Here is a 22,082-nt window from a genome sequence, read left to right as displayed (position 1 = left end):
TCCGGCCAAGAGGACTGCGGTGGGGATGCGATAACGGTGCGCGTTCATCATTCTCCTTCATCGAGTACTGATTGGTGCCACCGAACGTACGCAGGGTGCGTCCAGCTCGACAAGCAGCCGACCACCACCGCGCACGCCCCCTATCTAATGAATCCGGCTCTCGTCAGGCAGTTAGGCCGTTGCTCCAAAAAACCTGGCAATGCTTAGGATGAGACAAAAAGCTACGGTCGCTGATCTGATTACGGCTGGTATTCATATCAGGGGGCCGTCTTTCTAATAATCTCTCGGGAGATTTGCGGTCGGTCACTGAATGACCACTTGGTGACAAAGTAGATTAGCGACATGATTTTGGATTCTGGCCGTACTGTTTGCGCGCAAGGACTCTGCTGTTCAGGTCTCACGCGGGTCAGTAGCTCTTCCCGGTGCAGCCCGCGACTCCGAGCTACTCCACGCACTGTCAACAGGTCCTCATCGAAGGCGGCGTGACCGCTATCCCGCAAGGCACCTCTCGAATCTGGGACGGCCCCACTTGACGGCTCCTCGGCATCTGGATGCACGAGCAATCTCAGTTCTGGCATGCCGTCAGTCAGCAGGCGGGGAGGCCGCGATTGCGCTGTTGATGGCGGCCCGAGCTACGACGCATGGTGTGGGGCGACCGGAGGCTGGCACGCACCCTGGACGTTTCTCCAAGTCGTCCGGGTAGGGATCCCCTACCGGACCAGCCGCCGCGCGTCATGGCCTGTCTCGCTGAGGTTCTACTTCGTGAGGTCGCGTCTTGCTCGGAGTCCCGCGATCAGGAGCGGGAGCCCGCCGATGAGCAGCAGCACGGACAGGACCCAGAACGGCGCACCTCGCACGGAGACCCGGGCCGGGTCGAGCAGGGCATGGATCGCGATGATCACTCCGACGACGATGAAGAACGTGCCCCCGGCGATGTAGCCCTTCGGGCCGTGCTTCTTCGCTTCCTGGGTCAACGACTTGAGCACGGATCCTCCTGGGCTGTGACACGTTGGGCGTCGCACCTCGCCCATCGATCATCCTGGCGGACCGCCATCGCCACCGGGGGCGTCCGGGTAGGGATCCCCCATCGAGACCTGTGTCGCTCCGTCAGCCGCGGTCTCGTGCCATGCCGGCTTCGGTGTTACGTGTACCCGTGGCGACACCATGCGGGGATGCCGCGTCGATCTCGGCGAGGTCATCCGCGGTCAGCTCCACGTCCGAGGCCGCTGCGTTCTCGGCGACACGCTCCGGCTTGGTGGTGCCGGGGATGGGGGTGGTGCCGGCGGCGATGACCCACGCGAGGGCGAGCTGCGCCGGGGTGATGCCCTTTCGCTCGGCGATGGCGCGCAACGCGTCGACTATGCGGCCGTTCGCGGTGATGGCGTCGTCCTGGAAGCGGGGGAGGGCGCGCCGGGCATCGCCCTCGGGGAGATCGTCGGCGCGGGTGACGGTCCCGCCGAGGAAGCCGCGGCCGAGCGGGGAGAATGGGACGAAGCCGATCCCGAGCTCGCGGGCGGTGTCGAGGACGCCGTTGTGCTCGGCGTCGCGCTCGAAGAGGCTGTACTCCGACTGGATTGCCGTGATCGGGAACGTCGCGTGCGCGCGTCGGAGGGTCGCGGCTGAGGTCTCCGAGACGCCGATGCTGCGGACAAGCCCGGCCTGCACGGCCTCGCCCATCGCGCCGATGGTCTCCTCGATCGGGGTGCCAGGGTCAACGCGGTGCAGGTACCAGAGGTCGACGTGGTCGGTGCCGAGGTTGCGGAGGGAGCGCTCTAGTGCGCGGCGCGCATAGGTGGGGGAGCCGTTGGGTCCGTGCGGGGTGCCGTCGTCGTCGAACTCGATGGCGAACTTCGTCGCCACCGTCACGTGATCTCGGTCCGCGCCGAGCGCTCGTCCGAGCAGCCGCTCGTTGGTGAAGGGGCCGTAGGCCTCGGCGGTGTCGAACAAGGTGATGCCGAGATCCAGCGCCCGCCGGACTGTGTCGATCGATCCGTGCTCGGTCGCGCCTCCGTAGAAGGCGCTCATCCCCATGCAACCCAGTCCGAGTGCGGATGTGGTCAGGCCCTGCGAGCCCAGCGCGGTGGTCCTCATAGCGGATCCTCCTGATCCGGGGCGGAAGCCCCTCGGTGGAGAGCATTGACCCTGGTGTGCGCACCATGTCAAATGGGAGGCTGCAGGCATGATCCCCGGACCTCGCATCGATGCCGCCGAGCCCCTCACCATCGGCGCCGCCGCCCGGTCACTCGGCATCAGCGTCGACACCATCCGCTACTACGAGAAAGAGGGCATTGCTCCGGCACCTGACCGCGGAGCCGACGGCTGGCGCCGGTATGACTCGTCGGCGCTGTCGTGGCTCGCCGGCGTCGTGATGCTCCGGGGTACGGGCATGAACGTCCAGGAGATGAAGTCGTATGCCGCGGCCTATCGAGCCGGAGCGACCGATGCCGACCGACTCGCGCTGCTCCAGGAGCATCATGCCGCCGTCCTCCGACGTCGCGCGGAAGTCGATCGCCATCTCGCGGCGCTAGAGCGGAAGATGGACGCCTACCGGTACGCGATGGCCGAAGCGCGCGATCCGGTGCCTCCCCGGGCGGTCAGATTGGTCGAGGGATAGCAGGGCCACCTGGTTCGGACGTCGTCGTCGCAGTCCGAGCCCGTCTGCTCTGCTACGTCCGGTGAGGGATCCCTCCCCGGACGGCGCCGAGCGACGACGCGTCGGACGGGTGTCGAGCCCGAGCGGTCGGCGAGGGCTACCGCAGGCGCGCGGCCTGGCGGCGCTCGACGCGGCGCATGATGAGGAACAGCGACGACCAAAGGACCAGGCCCACGAGCGCGAACACCGCGACGACGAGCAGCACTCCGCCGACCGTGTCCACCGGGAACCAGCCGCTGAGCAGCAGCGCGGGGAGGACGGTGACGAGCATCACGACGAGGTGCGTGATCGACTGCCGCGTGAGGGACCAGCGGTCCACCTGGTAGATGACGGAGGACGCCGAGACGGCGGCGATGATCACGCCGACCGCGAGGGTGCTGCGGCCGTCCGCGGCGTGGCCGTCGTGGAGGAGGAACGCGCCGATCGCGGACATGAGCACGAGCGGGATCCCTCCGAGGAGGACGGCGCGCAGGGCGAGCCGCTCATGTGGTCGTCGCATGTTCCCCCCTCGTCCGCACCCAGTCGAGCACATCGGGGTCCGCTACTACAGCCTGCCCGGAGGACGAGCCGTCGGCTGACCGGCTGGTGCCCGGCAGCGGATCTAGGCGGAGCAGCCGAAGGTGCCTGGACGTTCTCATGGTCGACGATCGGAATACCCTGCGGACATGGTCCTGCACATGCGACAGATCGTGCTCGACGCCGAGGACGCGCGAGAGCTCGCCGCGTTCTACCTCGCCCTTCTGGGTGGCGAGTACCGCGCAGGAGACGAGCCCGCCGCCGACGGCTCGGACGACAACGCTGACTGGGTCGCGATCCGCACCGCGGAAGGGGTGGACATCACGGTGCAACGGGTGGACGAGTTGCCGCGAGTGACCTGGCCGCACGGACCGGTACGCCAGCAGCTGCACCTCGACTTCACCGTCACGGATGCCGATCAGCTCGAACGGCACAGAGACCGAGCAGTCGCGCTGGGCGCCACGGTCCTCGATGATCAGAGCGCCGATCCGGACGGCGCGCTCTACGTCCTCGCCGATCCGGCGGGGCACCCGTTCTGCATGTTCGTCGCCGACGACGGATCGGCACAGCCGAATGCCTCGTGATCAGTTCGCGGCCACCGACGAGGTCGCCTGCTAGGCGGCCGGTCGCCGATCCCCAGCCGGACACCCGGGGACATGGGGTGTGGCGCCGCTGACTCCTGGCTGGGGGATGCCCTGCGGTCTACTCGCCGCGCTTCTCTCGGCGGCGCTGCAGGACGGCGAGCACCAGCGCGAACGATGCGAGGACGACCAGGAATGCAGCCATTCCCCAGATGGGCAGCCCGAGACCTCGCCGGGCGGGTGCGTCGGAGCCGGGAAGGAGGATGCCCACGACGCCGGCGACCAGCAGGACGGAGAAGAAGACGATGGCATGCCGTGCCGACTGCCGATGGTCGGTCGTGAGCAGCCACTTCATCGGTTCCGCCTCCCGGTGCGCCTGGGGCGAACCCAGGGGGTCGCCGCACCTCGCACGGAGCCGCCATCCTCTCCGGATCCCGTCGCCGTGGCATCCGGCAGCAGTTCCGTCGCCGGGTCGGATGGCAGGGTGCGGTCGTCGGGCCGCGTGAGCGCAGCTCCCACGGAGTCGGAGGGGAGCTGCGGCGCGGTCGAGTTCCTCGGCGCCTCCCGGCCGCGCGCGGTGCCGGGTGCCGTGGCCGGTCTCAGGACTCGTCGCGGAAGTCGGTGATCGTGCGCTCCACGAGGCGTGCGTCGTCGAAGGTGACGTCGCAGCCGTCGCTCTGGGGGGACTGCGCCTCGAACCCGACCTCGAGCGGCCGGTCGCCGCCCGGGAGCGAGAACGCGCGGATCAGCGACCATCGGTCGCCGTCCAGGGACGCGTGGAAGGCGAAGACCCTCCCCTTCCGGGACACGCGCAGGTGCACGTGGTCGCCGTCGATGGTGAAGGCGTTGGCGTCGTCGGAGACGCGGTCGTTGACGACGCTGACGATCATGCCCTGCCGTTGCGGTGAGAACTCGAAGCAGAGCTTCGCCCACGTCTCGCGGTCGTGACGCAGGAACAGCACGCCGGCGTCGAACGTGCCCGCGAAGCGCACGCGGACGTGCGCGCTGAGCTGGAAGTCGCCCGCGGGGGCGTCGGTCAGCAGCGTCGCGGCGTCGTGCAGCGTCGACGACGTGACCTGGCCGGCGTCGTCGCCGCCCGGGTCGGTGAAGATGTCCGTGCCCGGGATGCTCGTGACGGTGATGCGGCCCGTGGTGGGATCGACCTCCCATCGGCCCTCGGGGAACGGGCGGAAGGGCGTGCTGATGCCGGGGATCTCGAGGGTCATGTGCTTCGTCCGTCCAGGTCGAGGAGCGAGGGACGCTGCCGCGCCGTCCGCTCCGGGGTCGGGCTGCCCGTCACGGGCCGCGTGTCTGCCGTGCGCGGTGCGCGGTGCGCGGTGCCAGCTTGGCAGCTACGCCGCGCCGACCTCCCGGCGGATCGCCGCCGCGAACCGGTCGATGTCGTCCTCGGTGGTGTCGAAGGAGCACATCCAGCGCACCTCGCGGCGGGCCGGGTCCCAGTCGTAGAAGCGGAACTCGCCGCGGAGGCGGTCGGCGACGCCCTCGGGGAGGATCGCGAACAGCCCGTTCGCCTGCGTCTCCTGCGTGAACTCCACGCCGTCCACGCCGTCGAGAGCCGCCCGAAGGCGCGCGGCCATGCCGTTCGCGTGGCGGGCGGAGCGGAGGTAGAGCGGCACGCCGTCGACCTCGGATCCGAGGAGCGCCAGCAGCTGCGCGCTCACGAACCGCATCTTGGACGCGAGCTGCATGTTGAGCTTGCGGAGGTAGACGAGGCCCTCGGACGCCTCGGGGTCGAGCACCACGATCGCCTCGCCGTAGAGGAGGCCGTTCTTGGTGCCGCCGAAGCTCACCACGTCGACGCCCGCGTCGGACGTGAAGGCGCGGAAGGGGGCATCCAGCGTGGCCGCGGCGTTCGACAGGCGGGCGCCGTCCATGTGCAGGCGCATGCCGCGCTCGTGGGCGTGGTCGGCGATGGCCCGCACCTCGGCCGGCGTGTAGACGGTGCCGAGCTCGGTGGTCTGCGTGATGCTCACGGCGAGCGGCTGCGCCCGGTGCTCGTCGCCCCAGCCCCACGCCTCGCGGTCGATGAGCTCGGGCGTGAGCTTGCCGTCCTCGGTGGGCACCTGCAGCAGCTTGATGCCCGCGACGCGCTCGGGCGCGCCGCCCTCGTCGGTGTTGATGTGCGCGGTGGTCGCGCAGACCACCGCGCCCCAGCGCGGCAGCATCGAGAGGAGGCCCGTGACGTTGGCGCCCGTGCCGTTGAAGACGGGGAACGCCTCGGCGCCGCGCCCGAAGTGCTCGCCCACGGCCTCCTGCAGCCGTGCCGTGTACGCGTCGCCGCCGTACGCGACCTGGTGCCCGCCGTTCGCCGCGGCGATGGCCTCGAGCGCCTCGGGGTGGATCCCGGAGTAGTTGTCGGAGGCGAACCCGCGGGCGGCCGTGTCGTGGAGGTGGAGGGGGGAGGCGGAGGCGGAGGAGGTGGTCGCGTCGGTCACCTGTCCATCCTCGCCTACCCGCCGGATGGTCGACGCGCCCTCCCCGTAGCCTGCGACCATGCGATCCCGGCTGCTCCACGCCCGCGAGTCCTTCTGGCTCCTGCCCGCGCTGCTCGGCGTCGCGGCGGTGGTCCTCGCCCTCGGGCTGGTGGAGGTCGACCGGCTGCTCGTCGCCGCCGGGATCGACGACATCCCGCTCGTCGAGGATCTGTCGGCGACCGGCGGGCGCGCGATCCTCTCCGCCATCGGCGGCACCATGCTCGGCGTCGCCGCGACCTCGTTCTCCATCACGATCTCCGTGCTCGCCACCACCTCGTCTGCGTACGGGCCGCGGCTGGTGCGGAACTTCATGGCCGACCGCGGCAACCAGGTCGTGCTCGCGGTGCTCACCTCGACGTTCCTGTACGCGCTCATCGTCCTGCGCTCCATCCACACGGAGGACGACGGCGTGGTCGGCTTCGTGCCGGTGCTCGCGGTGAGCGCCGCGGTGCTCCTCGCGGTCGCGGACGTCGCCGTGCTCGTGTACTTCATCCACCACATCGCCGTGTCCGTGCAGGTCACGACGTTGCAGACGCGTGTGCTCCAGGACCTGGAGCGCGTGATCGACGTGACGCGGCCGGAGCGGGAGGAGGCGGCGGTGCGTGCGGCGACGGACGCGGTGCCCACGGGCGCGGGGCCGACGGGCGCGGTGCGCGTCGTGCGCGCCACGGGCACCGGCTACGTCGCGGGCGTCGACCTCGCGGCGCTCGTCGCGGCCGCCGCTCGCGGGGACGCGCGGTACCGGGTCGTCGCGCTGCCGGGGACGCACGTGGTGGACGGGGACCCGCTGCTCGAGGTCGTGGGCGGCGGCGGTGCGGGCGGCGATGACGCGGCCGACGCCGCCGTCCGCCTCGCCGTCGACCTGCAGCCCGCCCGCACGCCGCACCAGGACATCGGCTACGCGGTGCAGCAGATGGTGGAGATCGGCGTGCGCGGCCTGGCCTCCGGCACGAACGACCCGTACACGGCGGTCGGCGCGCTCGACGCCCTCTCCGGCGCGCTGCGCACCCTGTGCCTCCGCCCGACGCCCGAGGTGGACGTGCTCCGCAGCGACGACGGCGTGCCGCGCGTCGAGATCCGCTGGCCGCGGCCGTCCGCGCTCGTGTCGGAGGCGTTCCTCGCGGTGCGCGCCTACGGGGTCGGGCAGGTGCTCGTGATGCGCGCGATGCTGCGCCTCGCCGAGCGGCTGGCCGCGGTCGCGGACGACGAGGTGCGCCGCACGCTGCACCACGAGGTGCGGGCGCTCGCGGCGTCGTACGAGCGGACGGATCCGGAGCCGGTGGACGCGGATCCGCTGCGGGAGCGGCTCGCCGCGCTCGAGGCGCGGCTGGCTCCCGCGCGCGGCTAGGCCGGGAAGCCGTGCAGCGCCACGTGCTGCACGAGGATCACCGTCTTGCCGTCGGCGATGCGGCCGTCCGCGATCATCGCCAGCGCCTCCTCGAGCGTCACCTCGACGCGCTCGATGTCCTCGCCCTCCTCCGCGACCCCGCCGCCTGCCCCGACGACGTCGGCGGGCGCGTAGGACGCGAGGTAGTGGTGGACGCGCTCCGTGACCGACCCGGGGCTCATGAACAGGTCGAAGAGGTGCGTGAGCGCGACGATCTCCACGCCGAGCTCCTCGCGGGCCTCGCGCCGGATCGCGTCCTCGGGGGAGTCCTCGTCGAGGAGGCCCGCCGCCGCCTCGAGGAGCATCCCGTCGGGATGGCCGTTCACGTAGGCGGGGAAGCGGAACTGGCGGGTGAGGAGGAGGCGGTGCGTGTCGGCGGAGTAGAGCAGGACGGTCGCGCCGTCGCCCCGGTCGTACGTCTCGCGCTGCTGGGCCTGCCACGTCCCGTCGCGGAGCCGCAGGTCGAGGGTGGTGCGGCGGAGCACGTGCCAGCCGTCGGAGGTCACCTCGACGCGCCGGACGACCACGTCGGGGTTGCGGTCGAGGTCGGTCCCGCGGAGGTGGAGGCCGGTGCGGCCCCGCGAGTCGGGCACGGTCTCACCGGGGCGCGTCATGCTCCCATCGTCGGGGAGGGAGCGGGTGCGCCGCGTCCGCCGCAGGTCGCATCCACCGGCAGGGCGGCCGGGCGGCGGACGACCCGGCGGCCGACGCGACCCGGCAGATCAGGCGCGGCCCGGCGGATCAGGCGCGGCCCTGCAGGATCAGGTTCCAGTACACCCAGGGGAGCACGTACCGGTCGGCGAGGAAGGTGATGCGGCGCTCCTTCGCGAGGCCCTTCCAGCCCGGGATCGTGGGCTTCGGCCGGTACCGGTCGTCGAACTCCGCGAACACGACGGTGGAGCGGGAGACCACGAACGGGCAGACGGAGTAGCCGTCGTAGGTCTGCGGCAGCGGCTTGCCCTCGCGCGCCGCGATGAGGTTCTTCGCGACCGCCGTGGTCTGCTTGCGGAGGGCGCCGCCGGACTTCGAGTTGGTGGTGGCCGCCGCGTCGCCGAGGGCCCACACGTCCGGGAAGCGCGGGTGCCGGAGGGTCAGCGGATCGACCTCGACGAAGCCGCCGGGATCGCCGGGAGCCGCGAGGCCGGTGCCCGCCAGCCAGTCGGGCGCGGACTGCGGCGGCACGGCGTGCAGCACGTCGTACGTGAGGGTCTCGCGGTGCACCTCCGCCTCGGCGTCGTCGGCGCGGGCCGGCCGGTCGGCCCCCATGAGCGCGCGGGCGCGGTCGTCCCCCGCGATGACCACGGTGCGGGCGACCGGATCGACCTCCACCAGCTCCCGGCCGTAGCGCACCTCGATGCCGTACTCGGCGACCTTGCGCTCGAGCTCCGCGTCGATGAGGGGCATGCCGAACATGGTGGGCGTCGGCACGACGAGCACCACGCGGATGTCGTCCAGCACGCCGAGGGCGCGCCAGTGGTCGCACGCCAGGTACATGGGCTTCTGCGACGCGCCCGAGCAGGTGCCGGGGCCGGCCGGCTGCGTGAAGACGACCGTGCCGGAGCGCACGTCGCGGAGCACCGCGGAGGCCTTCGCCGCGTACGCGTGCTCGTAGTTGGAGATGCCGACGGGCGACGCCATGGCCGCGACGAGGCCGGGCACCCGGTGCCAGTCCTTCTGGATGCCGGGGCAGACGACGAGCTGTCCGTAGGAGACGCGGCGGCCCGACGCCAGGGTCACGTGCTTCGCGTGCGGGTCGACGTCGGCGACGCGGTCCTGGATCCACGTGACGCCCCGCGGCGTGACGGAGCCCTGCGGCCGCGTGGCCTGCGAGGCCCGCGCCGTGCCACCCGCGACGTGGGAGAACATCGGCTGGTAGTAGTGGGTGCCGCGCGGCTCGACGACCGCCACGTCGGCGACGCCGAGGCGGCGCAGGCGCCCGGCGACCGAGAGCCCCGCGTTCCCCCCGCCGATGACGAGGACGTCGTGGTGCGGGGTCGTGCCGGAGGCATCGGTCATGGGCTCACCCTAGGGCGGGGGTCCGACATCGCGGCCGGGACCGGGCGTCCGGCTCCGCCGGTCAGGAGGGACCGGAGGCGACGGCGTCCTCGACGAGCCGGCCCGTGACGTGGACGAGCACCGTGCCGTCCCCGTCGGGCTCCGCCGCGACCAGGTCGCGGACGCGCTCGCCGACCGCGCGGATCACGTCGGCGGCCGGGCGGTCGGCCGCCGTCGCGACGTGCACGGCGACCCGCACGGAGCCGTCGGCGCGGTCGACGTCGACCAGCATGCCGGGGGCCTCCAGGCGCAGCCGCTCGACGATCGCGACGGCGGCGGCCTCGAGGACCGGCTGCGCGGCGTAGACGCCCGTCACGCCGTCGACGGCGCGCACGGCCGCGGTCAGGCGGCGGGACAGGTCGGCGTCGTCGGTCATCGGCGGGGCTCCTCGGTCGGGTCGGCGTCGGCGTCGGCCGCGGCGTCGGGGTCGCCGGGCATGCGGATGTCGTCCACGGTCACGTCGACCTCGCCCACGGCGAGCTCCGTGTGGCGGGCGAGCGCCGCGCGGATTCGCTCGCGCAGCCGGTCTGCGGTGCCGGCGACCGGCATCGGGTACTCCATGGCGCAGGTCACCTCGACGCGGATGACCGCCCCGGGCGTGCCGACGTCGCCGTCGAGCACGCAACGGCCCATGATGACGCCGCCCATGCTGTCGCCCGCGCGGCGCACGATGCCGCGCACGGCCGCCTCCGTGAGGGTGAGGCGGAGCGCCGCGTCCGGGTGGCTGATGGGGATGTCTCGGCCGGAGCGCACCTCGGCGCCGATGGCGTCGAGGAGGCCCGAGATCCATGCGGCGTCCCGGTCGGGGTCGCGGGCGGCCTCGCGGCGGAGGCCGGAGGCGGAGAGCTCGGAGAGGCGGGACAGGTTGGCGAGGGCGAGGCGGCAGGCGGCCGACCCCTCGATGCCGGGGTCGGGGGGCGTGCGGCCGCGGTCGAGGTAGTCCGCGAGCTCGTCGATGGTGCGCCCGTCGATCAGGTCGTCGGGCGGCTCGGGGCGCATGCGCGCGTCGTCCGTCATCGCCATGCCTCCAGTTCGCGGAGCAGGAACCGCCGGGCCCGGGCCAGCAGGCCGCGGACGGTGGAGAGGGGGAGGTCGAGCTCGTCCGCGATCTCCTGGTAGCTGAGGCCCGCCGTCTCGCGGAGGAGCCAGCACCTCCGCTGGTCGTCCGGCAGCCTCCCGACAGCGTCCCACACCGCGTCGAGCTGCAGCCGGGTCTCGACGATGCGCTCGGGGTCGCGCGCGGCGGGTGCCGGCGGGTCCCAGTCGTCGATGTCGTCGTGGTGGCGGCGCACGCGGATCCGGTCGATGGCCTTGTGCGTGACGATGCGGATCAGCCACGAGCGGATGCCCGCGGGGCTCTCGAGCTCGCCGAGGCGGCGCCACCCGGTGAGGAAGGCCTCCTGCACGACGTCGTCGGACTCCACGTCGGAGCCGAGGATGCGCGCCGCGTACACGCGCAGGAGCGGTCCGTGCCGGCGGGCGAGCTGCGCGAACGCCTGCACGTCGCCGTCGGCCGCGCGCGACGCGAGGGTGGCGTCGGCGGCGTGGAGGAGCGGGTCCTCGTCGGTGCCGATGATCGCCTCCAGCCGGTGTCGTCGTCCGCGGCCGCGTTCCCGGCCGTGCCCCGGGACGAGCATGCCCGACGGCCGCGGGGCCGATCTGCGCCCTGGCCGGAAAGCGCACGCCGCGCACCGCCCGGTGGCCGCGGAGCGAAGGGCGGCCGCTCCCGCCTGGAGGAACGCTGGACGTCCGGGACGAGCCGGGGGCGCCGCCCGTCTCCTTGACGTGCCGGTCATCCAGCCGGCACCGCGATCCCCTCGGGGACGCGCCCCATCCACCATCAGGAGCACCACATGACCGACGTCACCCCCGCCACCGCCTCCAGCCGCGCCGCCGCCAAGCACACCCCCGCCGGCTCCGCAGCGGGCAGGAACACGATCGCCGACGGCGTGGTGGAGAAGGTCGCCGGCATCGCGGCCCGCCAGGTCCCCGGCGTCCACGACCTGGGCAACGGCGCCGCACGTGCCGTCGGCGCGATCCGCAACGTCATCGGCCAGCAGGACCGCGGCCAGGGCATCTCCGTCGAGGTCGGCGAGAAGCAGGTCGCGGCCGACATCATCGTCGTCGCCGAGTACCCCGTCGCGCTGCAGGACCTCGCCGACCGGATCCGCGAGTCCGTCACCGACGCCATCTCGCAGGTCGTCGGCATGGACGTGACCGAGGTCAACGTCACCGTCTCCGACGTGCACATCCCGTCGGACGACAAGGACGAGGACGAGTCCAGCACGAGCCGCGTCCAGTAGCACCGCCCGCGGACGGGATCGGGGACGCCCCGGTCCCGTCGCCGCGCGCGGGGGATCCGGATCCCCGATCCGCACCGATCCGCACCACCCGCACCGCACCCGAAGCACCAGAGGACCGAGACCCGATGAGCAAGTCCCCCTCCGCCACGAAGGCCCCCCGCGACACCCCCGCCCAGGGACGCGGGCAGAAGGCGGCATCCGCCCCCGACCGGCCGTCCGCCGCCGCCCGCTGGGGCGCCGAGGCGTTCGGCACGTTCCTCCTCGTCCTCGGCGGCGTGGGCACCGCGCTCTACGCCTCCGCCTTCCCCGACGACGGCAACGCGACGGGCGTGGGGTTCCTCGGCGTCGCGCTCGCCTTCGGCCTGACCGTCATGGCCGGCGTGGCCGCGGTCGGCGGCATCTCCGGCGGCCACTTCAACCCCGCCGTGACGGTGGGCCTCGCGACCGCCGGCCGCATCGGCTGGCGCGAGGTGCCGGGCTACGTGATCGCCCAGCTCGTCGGCGGCGTGCTCGCCTCCAGCGTGCTCGCGCTCATCGCGGCCGACGGCCCGGCCGGCTACCTCCGTGCCGCGCAGGACTCCGGCTTCGCGTCCAACGGCTACGGGGAGGCGTCGCCCGGCGGCTTCGGCCTCGGCGCCGTGCTCCTCGTGGAGGCCGTCCTCACCGCGGTCTTCGTCACCGTGATCCTCGCGGTCACCGGGCAGAAGGCGTACGCGTCCGTCGCGCCCATCGTCATCGGGCTCACCCTCACCCTGATCCACCTCATCAGCATCCCGGTGAGCAACACGTCCGTGAACCCGGCCCGCTCCGTCGCCGCCGCCGTGTACGGCGGGCCGACCGCCCTCGGGCAGCTGTGGGCGTTCCTCCTCGCGCCGGTGGTCGGCGCGCTGATCGCCGGGCTCGCCCACCGCGCGCTGACCCGCGCCGCGGCCGTCCCCGCCTGACCCGGACCGGGTGGCGCGCGCCGTCGCAGCCCGGCCGGCGCCGCCGACCGCGATCCCCGCATCCGCAGCCGCATCCGCACCCGCCGGCATCCCGCACCCCGTCCCACCCACCCACCCGCACCCGCCTGCATCCCGCACCCGGTACCACCCGCACCGCATCCGCACCGCACCACCGAAGGAGCACCGCCGTGAACGACGCCGCACCCGCCATCCGTCCCATCGACCTGTCCGGCATCGACGCCGCGCACCCGGAGGGGGAGACCGCCGCGCACCGCATCGGCGTCGCCGCCGCCGAGACCGCCGCGGGCGTCACCGGGGTGCATCACCTGGGCGGCACCGCCGCGCGGGCGCTCGACGCCGCGTCGCGGGCGATCCGCGGCACCAGCACCGGCCCCGGCGTCACGGTCTCCGAGGAGGACGGCGGCACCGTGATCGACCTCGACCTCGTGGTCGAGTACCCGCACCCCGTGCAGGACGTGGTCGACGAGGCGCGCGAGCAGGTCGCGCACGCGGCCCGGCAGATCGCGCCCGGCGCCGTGCGCGTGAACATCCGCGTCACGGACGTGCACGGCCCGTTCGACGACGAGCAGTCGCCCGCGGGCGCCGCGCTGGAGAAGGCCAGGGACGCCGGATCCGACGCGGTCGACCGCGCGAGGGAGGCCGGATCCGACGCGCTCGAGAAGGCCAGGGCGGCGGGATCCGACGCGGCCGACCGGGCGCGCGAGGCGGGCGCCGAGGCGTCCGATCGCATCCGGGAGGCGTCCGCCGACGCCGCGGACCGGGCGCAGGACGCCGGATCCCGCGCGGCCGACACCGCGAAGGGGATCGGCTCCGAGGTGGCCGACCGCGCGAAGGCCGCCGGCGCCGTGCTCGCCGACTCCGAGCGGGCCGACGCGCAGGCGACCCGCGACGCCGCCGAGGACCGCGACGCCGCCGCCGACGAGCGCGCTGACCTCGACGAGCGCGCCGCCGCGGAGGCCGCCGACTTCGACACCTACGGCCACGACGGCGAGCGCCCCGCCCCCGAGGTCACCGTCATCGTCGACGGCCACGGCGACGGATCCACCCGCATCGAGGTCGACGGCCCCGCCACCGTCGAGGTGCAGGGCGACCGCGTGGAGGTCGACGGCGACGAGGCCCACCGCGACGGCGAGGCCCACCGGGACGGCGAGGCGCACCGGGCCGACGAGGGCTCCTCGTCCGCCGACCGCTCCTAGCTGCCGGCAGCGCGGGCGTCGGGCGGCCGAGCCGTCCGACGCCCGCGCGTCAGTCGAAGCGCGCGCCGGCCGGCCGGGGACCGGACGCGGTCATGATGACGTAGACGATGGGCCCGGCGAGCGGCACGAGGAAGAAGAACGACCACGCCCCGCTGCGGTCGATGTCGTGCAGCCGTCGCCACGAGACGGCGAGCGACGGGATGAACAGGGCCAGCTGCAGGACCGAGTTCACGGCGCTCCACGGGTCGACGATGTCGAAGCGGCTTCCGATGTCCATCGGGTCGCGCCCGCCCGTGTTCAGGGTGCTCAGCGTGTCCAGGGCGGTCGTGACCACGAAGCCCGTGAGGATCCACCACCAGAACTCGCTGCGGCTCGCGCGCCCGCGGAACGTCGCGTACTTGAGGAAGAACCGCCGCATCGCCTCGGACCACGGGGCGCCGTAGTGCGGCAGCTCGAGGGGCGGACGGGATGCGGGCGGCGTCGCGTCGGTCATCCTCCCACCGTACCGATGCCGCCTCGCCGAGCGGGCGGACGCGTCGGGCCGCGCGACGACGCCCGCGCCCGCCGAGGGCGGACGCGGGCGTCGGTCGGGCTCGACGAGGTCAGCGGTGGCAGTACGACGGGTGGTGCGAGAAGTAGTACAGCCGGAAGCTCTGGCCCGCGGGGCAGATGCGGTGGGCCTTCAGCAGCTCGAACACCCCGGTGAAGAAGATCGCGCCGAGGGCGCACAGGGCGGCGCCGTACTCGCCGCCCATGCGGCAGATCTGCATGGTGGCGGTCGCCGAGCCCACGGCGATGACCACCTTCTGCATCGCGTAGGAGATGTCGAGCCACGGTCCGTGGCTGTTCCAGCCCATGATGCCGTCGCGGGTCGCGACGGCGGCCGCGGGCCGGTCGGCGCCGGCGCGCACGGCGGCACCCAACGAGAGGGCGGCCTCGTCCGGGCCCGGTTGGGCTCCGGACGACGGGGTGTCCGTCGGCGCAGCCGGAGCGGAGACGGCGACGGGCGCGGCGTGACGCGGGACGGCCGCTGCCGGTCCGGCCGCGGCCGTGACGCAGGTGACGGCCGTGAGCGCCGCCGCGGCGACGAGGGCGAGGCGCCGTCGCGGGCTGCCGGCGGTCGGCCGGCGGGACGGGATGCGGGGGATGCGGACGGGGGAGGGGAGGTGGGGCATGGGGATCCTTCTCGGTCGGTGGTCGACTGAGGAGCATTCTCGATAGGGGGATGGTGCTGCTCGCGGCGTCCCCAGGCGGCGGCGCGGTACGCGGCCTCCCGGCGGCTCAGGCTCCGATGCCGCCGGGCCCCCGGTCCGCGGCGCCGACCGGCACGGGCTCGCGACGGCGGGGGGCGGGCGCGGCCGAGGAGTCGCGCACGATCAGCTGCGGGTCGAGCTGCACGCGGTGCGACGGCCGCCCGGGGTTCTCGATCCGCTGCACGAGCAGCTGCACGGCGGCCTCGCCGACGCCCGCCCGCGGCGGGCTCACCGCGGTGAGGGCGGGGGTGAAGAGCCGCGCGACCTCGTCGTCGTAGGCGACGACGGACAGGTCCCCGGGCACCGAGATGCCGCGGTCGAGCGCCAGGTCGACGAAGGCCATCGCCTCGGGATCCGAGTGCACGAGGATCGCGGTGACGCCGTTCTCCAGCGCCGTCTCGAGCGTCGCGTTGACCACCGCCGAGAAGTCCGGGCTCGCGCGGTCGGGGAGCTGCTGCTCGAAGTGGTCCGCGGGGGTGAGGCCGAGCTCCTCGCAGGCGCGCAGCCATCCGGCGGTGATCTTGCGGGACGTCGGGGACGACCGGGACAGGATGAGGCCCACCTTCCGGTGGCCGAGCCGCGCGAGGTGCCGGGCGGCCAGGACGGCGCCCAGGGCGTGGTCGGTGGTGACGGACTCGACGGGCACGCCCTCGGGCTCGAGGACCGCGTCCCGCTCGACGAGCACCGACGGCACACCGCAGTCGGCGAGCCACCGGATCACCGCGGGTCCGTGCTCCGTGTCCGTGTTGGGCGCGACGATGAGGCCCTTCACGCGCTCGTCCCGCAGCAGGCGCTCGAGGACGGGACGCTCGTCCTGCAGCTCGTAGGAGGCGCCGCGCAGGATCACCTCGTAGCCGAGGTCGCGGCCCGTGGCCTCCATCGCCCGGAGGACCCCCGGCCAGTAGTAGGCCAGGGAGGGGACGAGGACCGCGATGGAGCCGAGCGTCTCGCCCGCCCCGTGCGGCGCGGCCCGGGGCGCACCCGGGGTCGGGACCGCGACGGCGCCCCCGTGGACGCGGGTGAGCAGGCCCTCCCGCTCCATGTCGGCCAGGTCGCGGCGCAGGGTGACCATGGCGGCCCCGAGGGAGTCCCGCAGCTGGGAGATCCGGACCGCGCCCTCCGCGCCCAGCGCGGACAGGATGTGCGCGCGCCGCTCCGCGGCCAGCGGACGGGGTGCGTTCTGATCGCTCATGTGCGGTCTCCGATCGATGTGTCCATGTCTACCGTCACACGCAGCGACCGCACCCCCGCCGCGTCGATGTCGAGCCGCAGCAGCCGATCTCCCCAGACGGACGTCAGCATGGGGTCGCTGAGCGGCTGTTCCGCCAGCGCGTGCGCGCACCGCGGGTCCCACCCGATGCGGATGCCCCGCACCGAGCCCGGGTGCCGGACGAGCGCCTCGCCGGCGCGGGCGTCGACCTCGCCGGCGAGCAGCAGGCGGACCGTCGTCGGCGGCTCCTCGCCCGAGCCCTCCCACGGGTCGAGGTCCCAGCGGTCCTCCACGACGACCCGCTGGGGGGAGCGATCGAGGGCGACCCGGCGGCGCCAGGAGACGAGGCCCGCGCCCGGGTAGGCGGCCGCGAGCTCGGCCTCGAAGGCGCTCGACGCGTCCCCCAGCGCGACCGACGCGTCCACCGCGGCGGCGCGGCGGCCGGTGGCCTGCGGCGTGCCGCGCACCGACGGGACGTTGTGCCAGTCGCTCTGCATGGTCCAGATGCGCGAGCGGCCGGGGCCGAACGTCGCCGCCGTGTAGGTGGGGCGCCCCGCGTCGACGACGAGGGGGATCCCGTCGCAGGCGACCATGAACGACCCGACGTCGTCGTGGTTGTGGTGCTCCCCGTTGTGGCCGCCCTTGACGACGACGGCGAGGCCGGCGGCGCTGCCCTCGGCGACGCGGGCGAGCATGACCTGCACGGACGGGAGCCAGACCTGGCGGGGGAGCGGCGGGTCCGTCCGCTCGGCGGCGATCCAGGCGGCGTCGGTGGCGCCGCGCAGCAGGCGGCCGAGGCCCTCGCGCTCCGTCGCGGCGGGGATCCCGGGACCGCGGTGCGCGGCGGCGTGCGCGGCCGCCGCGGCGTCGCCCACGCGCCGCGCCGCCCGGTGCACGGCGTGCCACGGCTGCTCCGCGTCCTGCCGCGCGCTGCTGTCGGCGTGGTCGACGTACCAGTCGCCGCCCAGGTGGGAGCGGTGCGGGAACGCCACGGTGGCGCGCAGCGCGGCGACGGAGGCGGCGTCCCAGGCGCCGTCCGTGGCGTGCGCGAGCACGCCGAGCGCCTCCAGCGCGCGGCAGGCGCCGTTCCACCAGTACGCGTAGCCCTCGTCCACCGCGCCGTCATCGGGGAGCGCCCGCACGTAGCGGTCGAGGCACGCGACGGCGCGCGTCACGACGTCGGCCCGGTGGTCCTCCCCGCCCGCGTCGTCGAGGAGGCGGAGCGCCGCGACCAGCACGTTGCCGGCGATCCAGGGGTTCCAGTTGTGCACGTCGCCGTCGAGCCCGATCCAGTGCCAGTCGTCGCGGCGTGCGAAGGGATCCAGCACGCGGTGGCGCGCCTCGCGTCGGATGCGGGCGCGCACGCCGGGGTAGCGGTCGTCGAGCGGTCCGCCGAGCACGTGGTCGATCCAGGCGAGCTGCGCGACGACCTCGCCGGCGCCCAGGTCGACGAAGGGGTCGCGGGCGTCGGCGAGCACGGACCCGGCCCGGCTCCGGTCGTCCTCGTGCGCGGGCCAGCACCACGAGCTCTGCTCGCAGAGCATCCAGACGCCGTCGACGACCTCGTCGAGCCAGGCGTCGTCGAGCGTGGCCGCGGCGAGGAGCACGGCGCGGCTCAGTCGCCGCTGACGCGCGTACGCGGCCTGCTCCCACGTGTCGCGGTCGCCGTCGCCGTGCACCCGGGCGGCCTGGCTCGCGAGCGGCTGCGGCCACGGCGTCCCGCGATCGGCCGCGGCGCGACGCGTGACGGCGGCGAGCGTCGGGCCGTCGACGCGCGACCAGGCGACGCGGTCGGCGGCCGGGGGCACGGGGAGCGCGCGGTCGGCGGGGGCGAGGAGCCCGCGCGCCGAGAGGGGGCCGGAGGGGGAGAGGGCCTCAGCGAGCGGACCCCGGAAGCCGTCGATCCCGTCCTGCGCCTGATCCGCCATCGTCACCATGAAAGCGATCGTAACCGATCATGGAGCAACAAGAATGGCTTGCTCGGATCGTTTTGGCTGTGTACAGTCCTGAATTGTTCGATCGCGTAGTCGCGTCGGGCAGTCGATTCGAAGGAGAACGAGGTGCCCGAGGTGACCGCGCACGCCGACTGGAGCCGAGACCGCTGGGTCGGGTTCGCCGACGGCCTCCTCGAGCAGGCCCTCGCGCATGCCAGCGCCGGCGGCGGCCGGATCCTCCTGCCCGGCGCGGAGGGCGGCTACGGCCGCGCGGTCGACGGGCTCGAGGGCTTCGCCCGCACCTTCCTCCTCGCGGGGTTCCGCATCGCCGGCGCCCGGGGCGTCGGCGTCGACCACCTCATCGACGCGTACTCGCGCGGCATCGCCACCGGCGTCGACCCGGATGCCCCCGACCGGTGGGTGCGGATGGAGGAGCACGCGCAGGCCAAGGTCGAGGCCGCGTCCCTCGCCCTCGTCCTCGACATGACGCGCCCCTGGATCTGGGACCGACTCGACGACCTCACCCGTGCCCGCCTCATCGCCTACCTCGAGCCGGCCGTCGGCGACGACACCTACCCGCGGACGAACTGGGTCTGGTTCCGCATCGTCGTCGAGACGTTCCTCCGCTCGGTGGGCGGCAGGTGGTCCGCCGACGACGTCGCGGCGGACCTCGCCCTCCACGACTCCCTCGTCCGCGAGGACGGCTGGCTCGCCGACGGGCCCGGGCGCGCCTACGACCACTACGTGGGCTGGGCGCTGCACCTGTTCCCCGTCCTCTGGTCGCGCATGCAGGGCGCCGGGGACCTCGCGGGAGGACGCACGGCCGCCGACGTCGCCCGCCTCGACCGCTACCTCGCGGACGCGCTGGCGCTCGTGGGCGCCGACGGCTCGCCGCTGCTCCAGGGCCGCAGCCTCATCTACCGCTTCGCGGCGGCCGCGCCGTTCTGGGCCGGCGTCATCGCCGAGGTGCCGTCGCACGCACCCGGCCTCCTGCGGCACGCCGCGAACGCCGTGGTCGCCCACTTCGCCGACCACGGCGCCCCCGGCGACGACGGCCTGCTCTCGACCGGCTGGCACCACCCGTGGGGCGCGCTCGCGCAGTCGTACTCGGGACCCGGCTCGCCGTACTGGGCGGTCAAGGGCCTCCTCGGCATCGCCCTCCCGGCCGACCACCCCGTGTGGGCGGCGCCGTCGGAGCCGCTGCCCGTCGAGCGCGGCGACCAGCTCCGGGCGATCGCGGCTCCCGGCTGGATCGTGTCGGGCACGCGCGACGACGGCATCGTCCGCGTCGTGAACCACGGCACCGACAAGGCCGAGGCCGGCGCGGTCGCCGTCGACTCGCCGCTCTACGCGCGCATCGGCTACTCGACGGCCACCTCCCCGCTCCTCGACGCGCGCGGCTGGGCGGAGCCGCTCGAGCAGGGCGTCGCCCTCGTCGACGCCGACGGCGCGGCCACCTCGCGCACGGGCATGGACGCCGCGGGTGCCGGGATCGAGGCCGACGGCCGGGTGGGCGTGGCGGGATCCCGCTGGGACGCCCACTGGATCGCGGCGGCGCCCACCGACCACCGCCACGGCGAGGGACTCGCGGGCGCGGCCCGCGCGGCCGGCCGGCTCGTCGTCCACTCGCTCGTCCGCGGGGCGGGGGAGGTCCGCGTCGCGGTCGTCGAGTCCCTGGCCGACGGCGTCCTCCCGGACGCCGTGCGCCTCCGCATCGGCGGATGGCCGGTCGCGGGCGACGACGTGCGCACCCGCGTGGGGGCCGGCGCCGCGTCGGCCTCCGCGCTCGGCCGGACGAGCGGCCTCGAGATCCTCGCGGGCGGCGCGGCCCACGCCGAGGTGGTCGCCCGGGACGGGTCGTCGCCCCTCGGCCCCCGGGTCGGCGTCCCCGTGCTGACCCTCCCCGTCGTCGTCGGCGAGCCCGTCGTCGCGTACGCGACGCTCACCGGCGACATGGCGGGTGACGCGCCGGACGACGTCGCGACCGCGGCGGAGCCCGCGCGATCCTGCGCCGTCGTCACCGCCCGCGAGGGCGACGACCTGCGCGTGACCGTGACCTGGCCCGACGGCCTCGTCACCGGCCACCGCCTCACAGACTCCGGACGCGCCGCACGGCCGGCCCGGTACCCGCGGAACCCCGGTGAGCACCGGGGCGCAGATGCAAAGGAGCACCACGCATGAAGAAGAGATCCACCGCAGCGGGGATCGTCCTCGTCGCCGCACTGTCCCTCTCGGCCTGCTCGGGATCCGGCAGCGAGGAGGCGACGCCCGCCGACGGGCCCGTCACCCTCACCCTCTCCGGCTGGAGCCTCAGCACCACGCCCGAGTTCCAGGCCCTCGCCGACGCGTACCACGAGAAGGACCCCGACGTCACGGTCGAGGTCAAGGAGTACGACGCGACCAACTACGACACCCTGATGACCGCCGACCTCGCTGCCGGCAGCGGGCCCGACCTCATCACGCAGAAGAACGTGAAGAACGTGGTGACCTACCAGGCGGGCGGCCAGCTCCTCGACGTCTCCGACGTCGAGCTGCCGGACGGCATCGGCGGGAAGGACGCCTACGAGGTCGACGGCACGCAGTGGGCGGTCCCGTACCGCCAGGACGCGTGGGTCCTCTTCTACAACAAGGCGCTCTTCGACCAGGCGGGCGTCGGCTACCCCGACGGCTCGTGGACCTGGGACGACTACGCCGAGCAGGCGAAGGCCCTCAAGGACGGCCTCACCGCGGCCGGCAGCTCCGCCGCGGGCACCTACGAGCACAGCTGGCAGTCCACCGTGCAGGGCTTCGCGAACGCGCAGGCCCCGAAGGCGGACGTGCTGTCGGGCGACTACTCCTACCTCGAGCCCTACTACGAGCGGGCCCTGGAGCTCCAGGACGAGGGCGCGCAGGTCGACTACAACACGGTCGTCGCGAACAAGCTGACCTACCAGGCGGAGTTCGGCAAGCAGAACGCCGCGATGATGCCCATGGGCACCTGGTTCGTCGCCTCGCTCATCGCGCAGCAGGCCTCGGGCGACTCGGACGACTTCGAGTGGGGCATCGCGCCCATCCCGCAGGACGACTCCTCCACGACCGGATCCGGCGACACCCCGGTGACGTTCGGCGACCCGACCGGCTTCGGCGTCAACGCCGCCATCGACTCCTCCAAGCAGGAGGCCGCGAAGGGCTTCCTCGCCTTCGCCGCCAGCGAGGAGGGCGCGCAGGTCATGGCCGGCATCGGCGTGACGCCCGCCCTCACGAGCAGCGCCGTGACGGACGCCTACTTCGGCGTCGAGGGCGCGCCCGGCGACGACCTGTCGAAGACCGCCTGGTCGGAGCACGACACCAAGGCGGAGAACCCCACCTCCGCCGAGACCGCCGCCGTGCAGAACATCCTGCTCGACCTGCACACGGCCGTCATGTCCGGCTCCACGAGCATCGACGACGCGATCTCCACGGCCGAGGGCCGCGTGGAGAACGAGGTCGGCACCAACTGATCCCGCGCGGTGGCCGGCCCCCGGGCCTGTCCCTGCGCCTGCCCCCCCTGCCCCC

General features: G+C 73.9%; 23 protein-coding genes. 8 read left to right on the top strand and 15 right to left on the bottom strand.

Annotation, left to right across the window (positions count from 1 at the left end; genetic code table 11):
- Positions 1-755: 755 nt before the first annotated feature.
- Both AC07VC_RS16030 and AC07VC_RS16025 read right to left on the bottom strand, forming a co-directional pair.
- Complete coding sequence (locus AC07VC_RS16030) at positions 756-986, bottom strand: hypothetical protein (protein WP_494674913.1); 231 nt, start codon at positions 984-986, stop codon at positions 756-758.
- A gap of 121 nt (positions 987-1,107) precedes the next feature.
- Positions 1,108-2,091 carry an aldo/keto reductase gene (locus tag AC07VC_RS16025; protein ID WP_494674914.1) on the bottom strand — a complete coding sequence of 328 codons (984 nt, stop codon included), beginning with the start codon at positions 2,089-2,091 and terminating at the stop codon, positions 1,108-1,110.
- A gap of 88 nt (positions 2,092-2,179) precedes the next feature.
- Here AC07VC_RS16025 and AC07VC_RS16020 point away from each other — a divergent pair, with 88 nt between their 5' ends.
- On the top strand, positions 2,180-2,614 hold the full coding sequence (locus AC07VC_RS16020; RefSeq protein WP_494674915.1) for a MerR family transcriptional regulator: 435 nt from the start codon (positions 2,180-2,182) through the stop codon (positions 2,612-2,614).
- Positions 2,615-2,750: 136 nt separating this feature from the next.
- On the opposite strand, the gene AC07VC_RS16015 is transcribed toward AC07VC_RS16020, so the two are convergent.
- On the bottom strand, positions 2,751-3,152 hold the full coding sequence (locus AC07VC_RS16015) for a DUF3021 domain-containing protein (RefSeq protein ID WP_494674916.1): 402 nt from the start codon (positions 3,150-3,152) through the stop codon (positions 2,751-2,753).
- 166 nt (positions 3,153-3,318) lie between these two features.
- On the opposite strand from AC07VC_RS16015, the gene AC07VC_RS16010 reads away from it, so the two are divergent.
- Complete coding sequence (locus tag AC07VC_RS16010) at positions 3,319-3,753, top strand: VOC family protein (protein WP_317229312.1); 435 nt, start codon at positions 3,319-3,321, stop codon at positions 3,751-3,753.
- A gap of 118 nt (positions 3,754-3,871) precedes the next feature.
- Here AC07VC_RS16010 and AC07VC_RS16005 read toward each other — a convergent pair whose 3' ends face one another.
- The 3 genes from AC07VC_RS16005 to AC07VC_RS15995 form a co-directional block, all read right to left on the bottom strand.
- Positions 3,872-4,105 carry a hypothetical protein gene (locus AC07VC_RS16005; protein ID WP_494674917.1) on the bottom strand — a complete coding sequence of 78 codons (234 nt, stop codon included), beginning with the start codon at positions 4,103-4,105 and terminating at the stop codon, positions 3,872-3,874.
- A 244-nt stretch (positions 4,106-4,349) separates the two neighbouring features.
- Entirely contained in the window at positions 4,350-4,976 is a 627-nt protein-coding gene (locus tag AC07VC_RS16000) for a DUF1349 domain-containing protein (protein ID WP_494674918.1), read from the bottom strand.
- Between the two features lie 126 nt (positions 4,977-5,102).
- Positions 5,103-6,266: a threonine aldolase family protein gene (locus tag AC07VC_RS15995; RefSeq protein WP_494674919.1), complete on the bottom strand. Its 1,164-nt coding sequence runs from the start codon at positions 6,264-6,266 to the stop codon at positions 5,103-5,105.
- Here AC07VC_RS15995 and AC07VC_RS15990 point away from each other — a divergent pair.
- Positions 6,265-7,593, top strand: a complete 1,329-nt coding sequence (locus AC07VC_RS15990; protein ID WP_494674920.1) for a DUF2254 domain-containing protein — start codon at positions 6,265-6,267, stop codon at positions 7,591-7,593. The two genes, AC07VC_RS15995 and AC07VC_RS15990, sit on opposite strands and share 2 nt — an antisense overlap.
- Here AC07VC_RS15990 and AC07VC_RS15985 read toward each other — a convergent pair.
- From AC07VC_RS15985 to AC07VC_RS15965, 5 genes are all read right to left on the bottom strand, one after another.
- Positions 7,590-8,246 (bottom strand): NUDIX domain-containing protein, encoded by a 657-nt coding sequence (locus AC07VC_RS15985; protein ID WP_317230903.1) that lies wholly within the window; start codon positions 8,244-8,246, stop codon positions 7,590-7,592. The genes AC07VC_RS15990 and AC07VC_RS15985 overlap by 4 nt on opposite strands.
- A gap of 127 nt (positions 8,247-8,373) precedes the next feature.
- Positions 8,374-9,648: an NAD(P)/FAD-dependent oxidoreductase gene (locus AC07VC_RS15980; protein WP_494674921.1), complete on the bottom strand. Its 1,275-nt coding sequence runs from the start codon at positions 9,646-9,648 to the stop codon at positions 8,374-8,376.
- 61 nt (positions 9,649-9,709) lie between these two features.
- Positions 9,710-10,063 carry a hypothetical protein gene (locus AC07VC_RS15975; protein ID WP_317230901.1) on the bottom strand — a complete coding sequence of 118 codons (354 nt, stop codon included), beginning with the start codon at positions 10,061-10,063 and terminating at the stop codon, positions 9,710-9,712.
- Positions 10,060-10,704 carry an Asp23/Gls24 family envelope stress response protein gene (locus AC07VC_RS15970; RefSeq protein WP_494674922.1) on the bottom strand — a complete coding sequence of 215 codons (645 nt, stop codon included), beginning with the start codon at positions 10,702-10,704 and terminating at the stop codon, positions 10,060-10,062. Before AC07VC_RS15970 ends, AC07VC_RS15975 begins: the two co-directional genes overlap by 4 nt.
- Complete coding sequence (locus AC07VC_RS15965) at positions 10,701-11,324, bottom strand: RNA polymerase sigma factor (RefSeq protein WP_317230899.1); 624 nt, start codon at positions 11,322-11,324, stop codon at positions 10,701-10,703. Before AC07VC_RS15965 ends, AC07VC_RS15970 begins: the two co-directional genes overlap by 4 nt.
- A 216-nt stretch (positions 11,325-11,540) precedes the next feature.
- On the opposite strand from AC07VC_RS15965, the gene AC07VC_RS15960 reads away from it, so the two are divergent.
- The 3 genes from AC07VC_RS15960 (at position 11,541) to AC07VC_RS15950 (ending at position 14,151) form a co-directional block, all read left to right on the top strand.
- Complete coding sequence (locus AC07VC_RS15960) at positions 11,541-11,990, top strand: Asp23/Gls24 family envelope stress response protein (protein WP_494674923.1); 450 nt, start codon at positions 11,541-11,543, stop codon at positions 11,988-11,990.
- A gap of 125 nt (positions 11,991-12,115) precedes the next feature.
- On the top strand, positions 12,116-12,934 hold the full coding sequence (gene aqpZ, locus AC07VC_RS15955) for an aquaporin Z (RefSeq protein ID WP_494674924.1): 819 nt from the start codon (positions 12,116-12,118) through the stop codon (positions 12,932-12,934).
- 188 nt (positions 12,935-13,122) lie between these two features.
- On the top strand, positions 13,123-14,151 hold the full coding sequence (locus AC07VC_RS15950; RefSeq protein WP_494674925.1) for an Asp23/Gls24 family envelope stress response protein: 1,029 nt from the start codon (positions 13,123-13,125) through the stop codon (positions 14,149-14,151).
- A gap of 49 nt (positions 14,152-14,200) precedes the next feature.
- Here the strand turns inward: AC07VC_RS15950 and AC07VC_RS15945 are convergent, their stop codons facing one another.
- From AC07VC_RS15945 to AC07VC_RS15930, 4 genes are all read right to left on the bottom strand, one after another.
- A complete protein-coding gene (locus tag AC07VC_RS15945; protein ID WP_494674926.1) occupies positions 14,201-14,644 on the bottom strand; it encodes a DUF805 domain-containing protein in 444 nt (147 codons plus the stop codon).
- Between the two features lie 109 nt (positions 14,645-14,753).
- On the bottom strand, positions 14,754-15,326 hold the full coding sequence (locus tag AC07VC_RS15940; protein ID WP_494674927.1) for a hypothetical protein: 573 nt from the start codon (positions 15,324-15,326) through the stop codon (positions 14,754-14,756).
- Positions 15,327-15,432: 106 nt separating this feature from the next.
- A complete protein-coding gene (locus tag AC07VC_RS15935) occupies positions 15,433-16,596 on the bottom strand; it encodes a LacI family DNA-binding transcriptional regulator (protein ID WP_494674928.1) in 1,164 nt (387 codons plus the stop codon).
- The gene (locus tag AC07VC_RS15930) at positions 16,593-18,551 is read right to left on the bottom strand and encodes a heparinase II/III domain-containing protein (RefSeq protein ID WP_494674929.1); all 1,959 of its coding nucleotides are present in this window, start codon (positions 18,549-18,551) and stop codon (positions 16,593-16,595) included. Before AC07VC_RS15930 ends, AC07VC_RS15935 begins: the two co-directional genes overlap by 4 nt.
- 123 nt (positions 18,552-18,674) lie before the next feature.
- On the opposite strand from AC07VC_RS15930, the gene AC07VC_RS15925 reads away from it, so the two are divergent.
- Both AC07VC_RS15925 and AC07VC_RS15920 read left to right on the top strand, forming a co-directional pair.
- Positions 18,675-20,729, top strand: a complete 2,055-nt coding sequence (locus AC07VC_RS15925) for a DUF2264 domain-containing protein (protein ID WP_494674930.1) — start codon at positions 18,675-18,677, stop codon at positions 20,727-20,729.
- Positions 20,726-22,027 (top strand): ABC transporter substrate-binding protein, encoded by a 1,302-nt coding sequence (locus tag AC07VC_RS15920; protein WP_317230077.1) that lies wholly within the window; start codon positions 20,726-20,728, stop codon positions 22,025-22,027. Before AC07VC_RS15925 ends, AC07VC_RS15920 begins: the two co-directional genes overlap by 4 nt.
- Positions 22,028-22,082: the final 55 nt, after the last annotated feature.

The sequence above is a fragment of the Clavibacter sp. GW821-FHT01D01 genome, from assembly GCF_059422605.1.
The sequence above is the reverse complement of the archived record's forward strand: the minus strand, read 5'-3'. Positions and strand labels throughout refer to the sequence as shown.

What these genes read in the sequence shown, in the direction of transcription:
- AC07VC_RS16025 (WP_494674914.1), bottom strand. Translation starts at nt 2,091, where the DNA reads ATGAGGACCACCGCGCTGGGCTCGCAGGGCCTGACCACATCCGCACTC.
- AC07VC_RS16020 (WP_494674915.1), top strand. Translation starts at nt 2,180, where the DNA reads ATGATCCCCGGACCTCGCATCGATGCCGCCGAGCCCCTCACCATCGGC.
- AC07VC_RS16015 (WP_494674916.1), bottom strand. Translation starts at nt 3,152, where the DNA reads ATGCGACGACCACATGAGCGGCTCGCCCTGCGCGCCGTCCTCCTCGGA.
- AC07VC_RS16010 (WP_317229312.1), top strand. Translation starts at nt 3,319, where the DNA reads ATGGTCCTGCACATGCGACAGATCGTGCTCGACGCCGAGGACGCGCGA.
- AC07VC_RS16005 (WP_494674917.1), bottom strand. Translation starts at nt 4,105, where the DNA reads ATGAAGTGGCTGCTCACGACCGACCATCGGCAGTCGGCACGGCATGCC.
- AC07VC_RS16000 (WP_494674918.1), bottom strand. Translation starts at nt 4,976, where the DNA reads ATGACCCTCGAGATCCCCGGCATCAGCACGCCCTTCCGCCCGTTCCCC.
- AC07VC_RS15990 (WP_494674920.1), top strand. Translation starts at nt 6,265, where the DNA reads ATGCGATCCCGGCTGCTCCACGCCCGCGAGTCCTTCTGGCTCCTGCCC.
- AC07VC_RS15995 (WP_494674919.1), bottom strand. Translation starts at nt 6,266, where the DNA reads ATGGTCGCAGGCTACGGGGAGGGCGCGTCGACCATCCGGCGGGTAGGC.
- AC07VC_RS15985 (WP_317230903.1), bottom strand. Translation starts at nt 8,246, where the DNA reads ATGACGCGCCCCGGTGAGACCGTGCCCGACTCGCGGGGCCGCACCGGC.
- AC07VC_RS15980 (WP_494674921.1), bottom strand. Translation starts at nt 9,648, where the DNA reads ATGACCGATGCCTCCGGCACGACCCCGCACCACGACGTCCTCGTCATC.
- AC07VC_RS15975 (WP_317230901.1), bottom strand. Translation starts at nt 10,063, where the DNA reads ATGACCGACGACGCCGACCTGTCCCGCCGCCTGACCGCGGCCGTGCGC.
- AC07VC_RS15970 (WP_494674922.1), bottom strand. Translation starts at nt 10,704, where the DNA reads ATGACGGACGACGCGCGCATGCGCCCCGAGCCGCCCGACGACCTGATC.
- AC07VC_RS15965 (WP_317230899.1), bottom strand. Translation starts at nt 11,324, where the DNA reads ATGCTCGTCCCGGGGCACGGCCGGGAACGCGGCCGCGGACGACGACAC.
- AC07VC_RS15960 (WP_494674923.1), top strand. Translation starts at nt 11,541, where the DNA reads ATGACCGACGTCACCCCCGCCACCGCCTCCAGCCGCGCCGCCGCCAAG.
- aqpZ (WP_494674924.1), top strand. Translation starts at nt 12,116, where the DNA reads ATGAGCAAGTCCCCCTCCGCCACGAAGGCCCCCCGCGACACCCCCGCC.
- AC07VC_RS15945 (WP_494674926.1), bottom strand. Translation starts at nt 14,644, where the DNA reads ATGACCGACGCGACGCCGCCCGCATCCCGTCCGCCCCTCGAGCTGCCG.
- AC07VC_RS15940 (WP_494674927.1), bottom strand. Translation starts at nt 15,326, where the DNA reads ATGCCCCACCTCCCCTCCCCCGTCCGCATCCCCCGCATCCCGTCCCGC.
- AC07VC_RS15935 (WP_494674928.1), bottom strand. Translation starts at nt 16,596, where the DNA reads ATGAGCGATCAGAACGCACCCCGTCCGCTGGCCGCGGAGCGGCGCGCG.
- AC07VC_RS15930 (WP_494674929.1), bottom strand. Translation starts at nt 18,551, where the DNA reads ATGGTGACGATGGCGGATCAGGCGCAGGACGGGATCGACGGCTTCCGG.
- AC07VC_RS15920 (WP_317230077.1), top strand. Translation starts at nt 20,726, where the DNA reads ATGAAGAAGAGATCCACCGCAGCGGGGATCGTCCTCGTCGCCGCACTG.